Source organism: Aurantimonas sp. E1-2-R+4 (assembly GCF_036549515.1).
Taxonomy (GTDB): domain Bacteria; phylum Pseudomonadota; class Alphaproteobacteria; order Rhizobiales; family Rhizobiaceae; genus Aurantimonas; species Aurantimonas coralicida_A.
This window is the reverse complement of sequence record NZ_JAZHLK010000153.1, coordinates 1-811: the sequence shown is the minus strand read 5'-3', so window position 1 is coordinate 811 and position 811 is coordinate 1. Positions and strand designations below refer to the sequence as shown.

General features: G+C 59.2%; 1 pseudogene. It reads left to right on the top strand.

Annotation, left to right across the window (positions count from 1 at the left end):
• Window positions 1-117 precede the first annotated feature (117 nt).
• Window positions 118-702, top strand: a pseudogene (locus tag VQ045_RS21830) (IS1595 family transposase); the annotation flags it as partial.
• Window positions 703-811 lie beyond the last annotated feature (109 nt).

Sequence of the window (811 nt, the reverse complement as noted above, 5' to 3'; positions counted from 1 at the left end):
TCTAACGACAGATGGCCGGCATACCGACCCACAATGGAGCACTTCGAAACACCCAAAAATCTTTCATTTTCAAGCGATGTTACCCCGTGGGTACGCGAAGTGCAATATGCGGACTTTAGTCCTATGGGCGGCGCTGGTTCGATCGTTGAAGCCGACGAGACCTATTTCGGCAGCAAGGACGGCCCCAAGCCAACCATGACCACCCGAGGCCACTCGTTTGTGAAGCGCGGCGGCAATCTGTTGGCGCACAAGCGGGCCGTGGTCTCGCTGGTCGAGCGCGGCGGCAAGGTTCGTTCGTTCTATGCCGAGCGCGCTGATCAGAAGACGGTCGTCAGCATCGTTCGCGACAATCTCGACGCGGAAAGCGCGCTCTACACCGATGAAAGCCGCCTCTATCACCCGCTCGCCACCGAGTTCGCCAAGCGGGGCACGGTCAAGCATTCGGTCAACGAATATGTCCGCTACGAAGGCGCCGATACGATCCACACGAACACGGTCGAAGGCTTCTACAGCATCTTCAAGCGCGGCATGAAGGGCGTCTATCAGCATTGCGGCGAGCGCCACTTGCACCGCTATCTCGCCGAGTTCGATTTCCGCTACAACAATCGCGTCCGGTTGGGCGTGGACGATAGCGAACGCGCCTTGCGAACGCTGGGGGGTGTGAAGGGCCGGAGGCTGACATATCGGAGAGTTGACGCCTAAGCTCGACTTTGGCCATTTTGAGCGGGTTTTCGCTCAAGCGTGGATCCAGAAATCCGGCTCGGCGGCGATATAGTCGAGAGCCTTGTCGAGCGGCATCGTGGCGATGCCG